The 5,851-nt window shown below is 75.1% G+C and carries 5 protein-coding genes; 4 read left to right on the top strand and 1 reads right to left on the bottom strand.

The window, feature by feature from the left end:
* Window positions 1–1,377, bottom strand: a 1,377-nt coding sequence (locus tag SSBG_RS03990) for a PucR family transcriptional regulator ligand-binding domain-containing protein (RefSeq protein WP_037871063.1), incomplete at its 3' end; no start/stop codon positions are given.
* A gap of 265 nt (window positions 1,378–1,642) precedes the next feature.
* Here SSBG_RS03990 and SSBG_RS03985 point away from each other — a divergent pair.
* From SSBG_RS03985 to SSBG_RS30115, 4 genes are all read left to right on the top strand, one after another.
* Window positions 1,643–2,536 carry an FAD binding domain-containing protein gene (locus SSBG_RS03985; protein ID WP_008744936.1) on the top strand — a complete coding sequence of 298 codons (894 nt, stop codon included), beginning with the start codon at window positions 1,643–1,645 and terminating at the stop codon, window positions 2,534–2,536.
* Window positions 2,527–3,099, top strand: a complete 573-nt coding sequence (locus SSBG_RS03980) for a (2Fe-2S)-binding protein (protein WP_008744935.1) — start codon at window positions 2,527–2,529, stop codon at window positions 3,097–3,099. Before SSBG_RS03985 ends, SSBG_RS03980 begins: the two co-directional genes overlap by 10 nt.
* Complete coding sequence (locus tag SSBG_RS03975) at window positions 3,096–5,498, top strand: xanthine dehydrogenase family protein molybdopterin-binding subunit (protein ID WP_008744934.1); 2,403 nt, start codon at window positions 3,096–3,098, stop codon at window positions 5,496–5,498. The genes SSBG_RS03980 and SSBG_RS03975 overlap by 4 nt, the downstream gene beginning before the upstream one ends.
* Window positions 5,499–5,571: 73 nt before the next feature.
* Window positions 5,572–5,851 (top strand): XdhC family protein (locus tag SSBG_RS30115; RefSeq protein ID WP_199781336.1); only part of this gene is annotated, 280 nt, incomplete at its 3' end.

Below are 5,851 nucleotides of genomic sequence, written 5' to 3'. Positions count from 1 at the left end.
CGGCCCCGGGCGGGCCGCCGCGACGCGCCGGGCGAGGCGCGCCTCCTCCAGCGCGCCGCGCAGTCCCTCGGCCGAGTGCACCGCCGCGCTGACCCCGAGCGTGAGCCTGCCCTCCGTGCCGAGTCCCGCGGCGAGCGGCGCGCCCGCCGGGCCCACCAGTTCCGCCGCGCTCAGCTCGAAGTCCGCCTGCTCCCGCTCGCCGCCGGGCGGGGGCAGCGGTACGAGGGCGACGGCCTCGGCGCCGAGCTGCGTGACAGCGGCACGCTCCGAGGCGTCGTCCTCCTCGCCCGGACCCGCCGCGTCGGTACCGCCCGGGGCCCTCGTGAGGACTTCTTCCAGGAGACCGCGCGCGAGGCGGCCCGTCGTCTCCTCGTCCGCTCCGTCCTCCCAGTCGACCGAGGCGACGACGATCTGCCAGTACGGGGCACTGTGCGCCCCCGGGAGCAGGAGCGGTCCCGCGGCGCGCAGCCGCGCCCCCGTCTCGGCGGCCGGGGCCCCGCTCTGCACGAGGTCCAGGATCTCGCCGCACAGGCGGCGGCGCACCGAGCGTCCCGCGTCCCTGCGGTCGCGTTCGACGGCGATGAGCTGGGTGACCCCGTCGAGCAGTTCGCGCCGTTCGGCGGGCCAGTCGGAGGCGTCCGCCGCGACGGCGAGCACCCACTGCCCGAGCCCGGCCCGGCGCGCGTCCAGGGGGCCCGGTGCCGCGGAGCGCACGGGGAAGAGCGAGTAGACGGTGTCACCGACGGTGACGCGCTGCGCCCCGAGCCGCCCGGTCCGTACGGCGTCCAGGCGGGCCGAGGCCAGGGCCTCGCGCACCTCGGCGGGGAGCGTGGGCGCCTCCGTGCGGGCCGCCCCGGCGATCTCGCGGCCCGTCGCGGAGAGCACCCAGGCCCGCAGGTCGAGGTCGTCGCCGAGCAGGTCGAGCACCGCGCCGGGACCGCCCGCGGGGCCGCCCGTCATGAGCTGGCGGTGCCGGTCCACGACCGCGGCGAGATCCCCGGCGCGCTCGCCGGAGACCTGCCGCACGACGTGCTCCGTGATCGTCGCGAAGGCGACGGACTCGCTCACCGAGAAGAGCGGCACCCGGTACCGGGCGCACGCCGCTATGAGGTCCTCGGGGACCGGGCCCAGCTCCGCCTCGCCCGCCGCGAGCGCCGCGACTCCCGCCTCCGCCACGATCCGCACGAAGGAGTCGGAGTTTTCGGGCGCGTGCCGCCAGGCGAGCCCGGTGAGGACCAGTTCGCCGCCCGAGAGGTAGCGGCTCGGGTCGCGCAGATCGGTCGTCATGACCCCCCGCACCGTCCGGTCCAGCTCCTCGGCGCCGCCGAGCAGCCGGAGCCCCAGCGTGCCGCTCTCCAGCAGTGCGCGCAGCCGCATGTCCTCGCCGCCGATCCGTGTGGGTTTCCTGGGCGAAACAGCGAAGTAAAACACGCCCATTCTTCATACGAATCTACAAGGCGCGGGCCCTGGACAGCCAATTCGTTCAGGGGTTCGGTGACTGTGCGGAACGGCCCCGTCACCGCTTCACTGGGCCACCCGTGGTACGGCCGTACGAGAGCCCGCCCGCCTGCCCGCGCCCGCCCGCCTTCCCGACCGACGACTCGACGACCGACCGACCGGGGGAGACCCCTATGGAGTCCGCATGGAGTTCCTGAGGCCAGCGAGCTGGGCGGAGGCGCTCGCCGCGAAGGCCGCGCACCCCGCCGCCGTGCCGCTCGCGGGCGGCACCGACGTCATGGTGGAGCTGAACTTCGACCACCGCAGGCCCACCCACCTCATCGACCTGGGACGCGTGCCCGCGCTGAGCGACTGGGAACGCGACGGGGACACCGTACGCCTCGGCGCCTCGGTCCCGTACGCGCGGATCATCACCGAGCTGGGCACCGAGCTGCCCGGCCTCGCGCGTGCCGCCCGCACCGTCGCCTCGCCGCAGATCCGCAACCGCGGCGGCGTGGGCGGCAATCTCGGCACCGCCTCCCCGGCCGGGGACGCGCACCCCGCGCTCCTCGCCTCCGGCGCCGACATCGAGGCGGAGTCCGTACGCGGCACCCGCCGCATCCCCGTGGACGACTTCTACACCGGCGTCAAGCGCAACGCCCTCGCCCCCGACGAACTGATCCGCGCGATCCACCTGCCCGTCGCACGCGGCCCGCAGGAGTTCTCCAAGGTCGGCACCCGCAACGCCATGGTCATCGCGGTGTGCGCCTTCGGCCTCGCCCTGCACCCCGGCCGGCGCACCCTGCGCACCGGGATCGGCTCGGCCGCGCCCACCCCCGTGCGCGCGAAGGCGGCCGAGGAGTTCCTGACCTCCGTACTGGACGAGGAGCGCTGCTGGGAGACCGGCAGAGCTCCCGGCGAGGCGGCGCTGCGGCAGTTCGGGCAGCTCGCCTCCGGCGCCTGCGCGCCCATCGACGACGTCCGCGGCTCGGCCGCCTACCGCCGCCACGCGGTCTGCGTCATGGCCCGCCGCACCTTCACCTGGGCCTGGCAGGCCCACACCACCGAGCAGCGCGGGATGGGAGCGTCATGCGCGTGAACCTCGTCGTCAACGGACGGCGCCAGGAGGCCGACGACGTGTGGGAGGGCGAGTCGCTCCTGTACCTGCTGCGCGAACGCCTCGGCCTGCCGGGCTCCAAGAACGCCTGCGAACAGGGGGAGTGCGGCTCCTGCACCGTCCGCCTCGACGGCGCCCTCGTCTGTGCCTGCCTCGTCGCCGCCGGGCAGGCCGAGGGCCGCCGCGTCGACACGGTCGAAGGGCTCGCGGAGTACGCCGCCCGGCGCGCCGGGGGCGAACCGGACGCGGAGCCCGCCGACCCGCGCCGCTGGGAGGCGAGCCCCCGCGAGCCCGGCGGCCCCGCCCTCTCGCCCGTCCAGCGCGCCTTCGTGGACGCCGGCGCCGTCCAGTGCGGCTTCTGCACCCCGGGGCTCCTCGTTGCCGCCGACGACCTCCTCGAACGCGTCCCCTCGCCCAGCGACGCCGACATCCGCGAGGCCCTGTCGGGGAACCTGTGCCGCTGCACCGGCTACGAGACGATCCTCGACGCCGTCCGCCTCGCCGCCGCCCGCCAGGACACCGCCCGCACCGAGGAGGCCCGGTGACCACCCCCCGCACCGCCCCCACCGGCATTCCCACCCGCCTCACCCAGGGCCGCCCCGGCACCACGACCCCCGGCGGAGTCGGCGCGTCCACCCTCCGCCCCGACGGCATCCTCAAGGTCACCGGCGAGTTCGCGTACGCCTCGGACATGTGGCACGAGGACATGCTGTGGGGCTACACGCTGCGCTCCCCGCACGCCCACGCCGAGATCCGCTCGATCGACACCGCCGAGGCCCTCGCCACCCCCGGCGTGCACGCCGTCCTCACGTACGACGACCTGCCCACCGCCGTACGCCACTACGGCCTGGAGATCCAGGACACGCCCGTCCTCGCCCACGGCCGCGTCCGCCACCACGGCGAACCCGTCGCGCTCGTCGCCGCCGACCACCCCGAGACCGCGCGCCGCGCCGCGGCGAAGATCCGCGTCGACTACCGCGAACTTCCCGTCGTCACGGACGAGGCGTCCGCCACCGTGCCCGGCGCCCCGCTCCTCCACGAGGGCCGCGCCGACCACCACGCCGGGCACGTCCCGCACCCCAACATCGTCCACCGCCAGCCGATCGTGCGCGGCGACGCCACCGCCGCCGCCCGGCGCGCCGACGTCGTCGTGCGCGGCGAGTACGTCTTCGGGATGCAGGACCAGGCGTTCCTCGGCCCGGAGTCCGGGCTCGCCGTGCCCGCCGAGGACGGCGGAGTGGACCTCTACCTCGCGACGCAGTGGCTCCACTCCGACCTGCGCCAGATCGCCCCCGTCCTCGGCCTGCCCGAGGAGAAGATCCGCATGACGCTCTCCGGCGTCGGCGGCGCCTTCGGCGGCCGGGAGGACCTGTCCATGCAGATCCACGGCTGCCTCCTCGCGCTGCGCACCGGCAAGCCCGTCAAGATCGTCTACAACCGCTTCGAGTCCTTCTTCGGCCACGTCCACCGCCACCCCGCCAGGCTCTGGTACGAGCACGGCGCGACGCGCGACGGCAGGCTCACCCACCTCAAGGCGCGCATCGTCCTCGACGGCGGCGCCTACGCCTCCTCGTCCCCCGCCGTCGTCGGCAACGCCGCCTCGCTCGGCGCGGGCCCCTACGTCGTGGACGACGTCGAGATCGAGGCGCTCGCCCTCTACACCAACAACCCGCCCTGCGGCGCCATGCGCGGCTTCGGCGCCGTCCAGGCGTGCTTCGCCTACGAGGCGCAGATGGACAAGCTCGCCGCCGCGCTCGGCATGGACGCCGTCGAGTTCCGCCGCCTCAACGCGATGGAGCAGGGCGCCGTCATGCCGACCGGGCAGGTGGTCGACTCGCCCGCGCCCGTCGCCGAACTCCTGCGCCGCGTCAAGGCCCGCCCGCTGCCGCCCGAACGGCAGTGGGAGTCCAGCGAGGGCGCCGACATCAGGCACCTGCCCGGCGGACTGTCGAACACGAGCCACGGTGAGGGCGTCGTACGGGGCGTCGGCTACGCGGTCGGCATCAAGAACGTCGGCTTCTCCGAGGGCTTCGACGACTACTCGACCGCGCGTGTGCGCCTGGAGAACATCGCGGGCGAGGCCGTCGCGACCGTCCACACCGCGATGGCCGAGGTCGGCCAGGGCGGCGTCACCGTCCACGCCCAGATCGCCCGCACCGAACTCGGCGTCGCCCAGGTCACCCTCCTGCCCGCCGACACCCGCGTGGGTTCGGCTGGATCGACCTCCGCCTCGCGCCAGACGTACATGACCGGCGGCGCCGTCAAGCACGTGTGCGGACTCGTCCGGGAACGTGTGCTCGGCCTCGGCCGCGTCAAGTTCGGCACGTACCACCCCGCCTGGGCGCACGCCGAACTCCTCCTGGAGGACGGCAAGGTCGTCACCGAGGGCGGCGAGGTCCTCGCGAGCCTCGCCGACGTGCTGGGGGAGGAGAGCGTCGAGGTCGAGGACGAGTGGCGCCACCGCCCCACCGAGCCCTTCCACCGGAGCACCGGGCAGGGCAGGGGACACGTCCAGTACTCCTTCGCCGCGCACCGCGCCGTCGTGGAGGTCGACACGGAACTCGGCCTCGTGAAAGTGGTCGAACTCGCCTGCGCCCAGGACGTGGGCCGGGCCCTCAACCCGCTCTCCGCGCAGGGCCAGATCCAGGGCGGCAGCACGCAGGGCCTCGGCATCGCCGTCATGGAGGAGATCCTGGTCGACCCGGTCACGGCGAAGGTCCGCAACCCCTCCTTCACCGACTACCTCATCCCCACCATCCTCGACACGCCCACGATCCCGCTCGACATCCTCGAACTCGCCGACGACCACGCCCCCTACGGCCTGCGCGGCATCGGCGAGGCGCCCACGCTCTCCTCCACCCCGGCGATCCTCGCGGCGATCCGCGCCGCGACCGGCCGCCCGCTCGACCGCACCCCGGTACGCCCCGAACACCTCGTGGACTGACCCGCGCGCGCCCGTCCCCGTGCCTCCGCCCCCGCGCACCGACCCTCGTGGGCCGACCTTCCGGGAGACCGCCATGCTCGACCTCGCCGCCACCCTGTCCTGGTGGGCCGCCGAGGGCCGCGCCTTCGCCGTCGCGACCGTCGTCTCCGTCACGGGCAGCGCACCCCGCCCGCCGGGCGCCGCGCTGGCCGTGGACGAGGCCGGGGAGGCCGCCGGCTCCGTCTCCGGCGGGTGCGTCGAGGGCGCCGTGTACGAGCTGTGCCGCACGGCCCTCGCCGAGGACCGTCCCCTCGCCGAGCGCTTCGGCTACAGCGACGAGGACGCCTTCGCCGTCGGCCTGACCTGCGGCGGCG

Source organism: Streptomyces sp. SPB074 (assembly GCF_000154905.1).
Taxonomy (GTDB): Bacteria; Actinomycetota; Actinomycetes; order Streptomycetales; family Streptomycetaceae; genus Streptomyces.
The sequence above is the reverse complement of the archived record's forward strand: the minus strand, read 5'-3'. Positions and strand labels throughout refer to the sequence as shown.

Coding starts and splice junctions, on each gene's coding strand:
- SSBG_RS03985 (WP_008744936.1), top strand. CDS start 1,643: ATGGAGTTCCTGAGGCCAGCGAGCTGGGCGGAGGCGCTCGCCGCGAAG.
- SSBG_RS03980 (WP_008744935.1), top strand. CDS start 2,527: ATGCGCGTGAACCTCGTCGTCAACGGACGGCGCCAGGAGGCCGACGAC.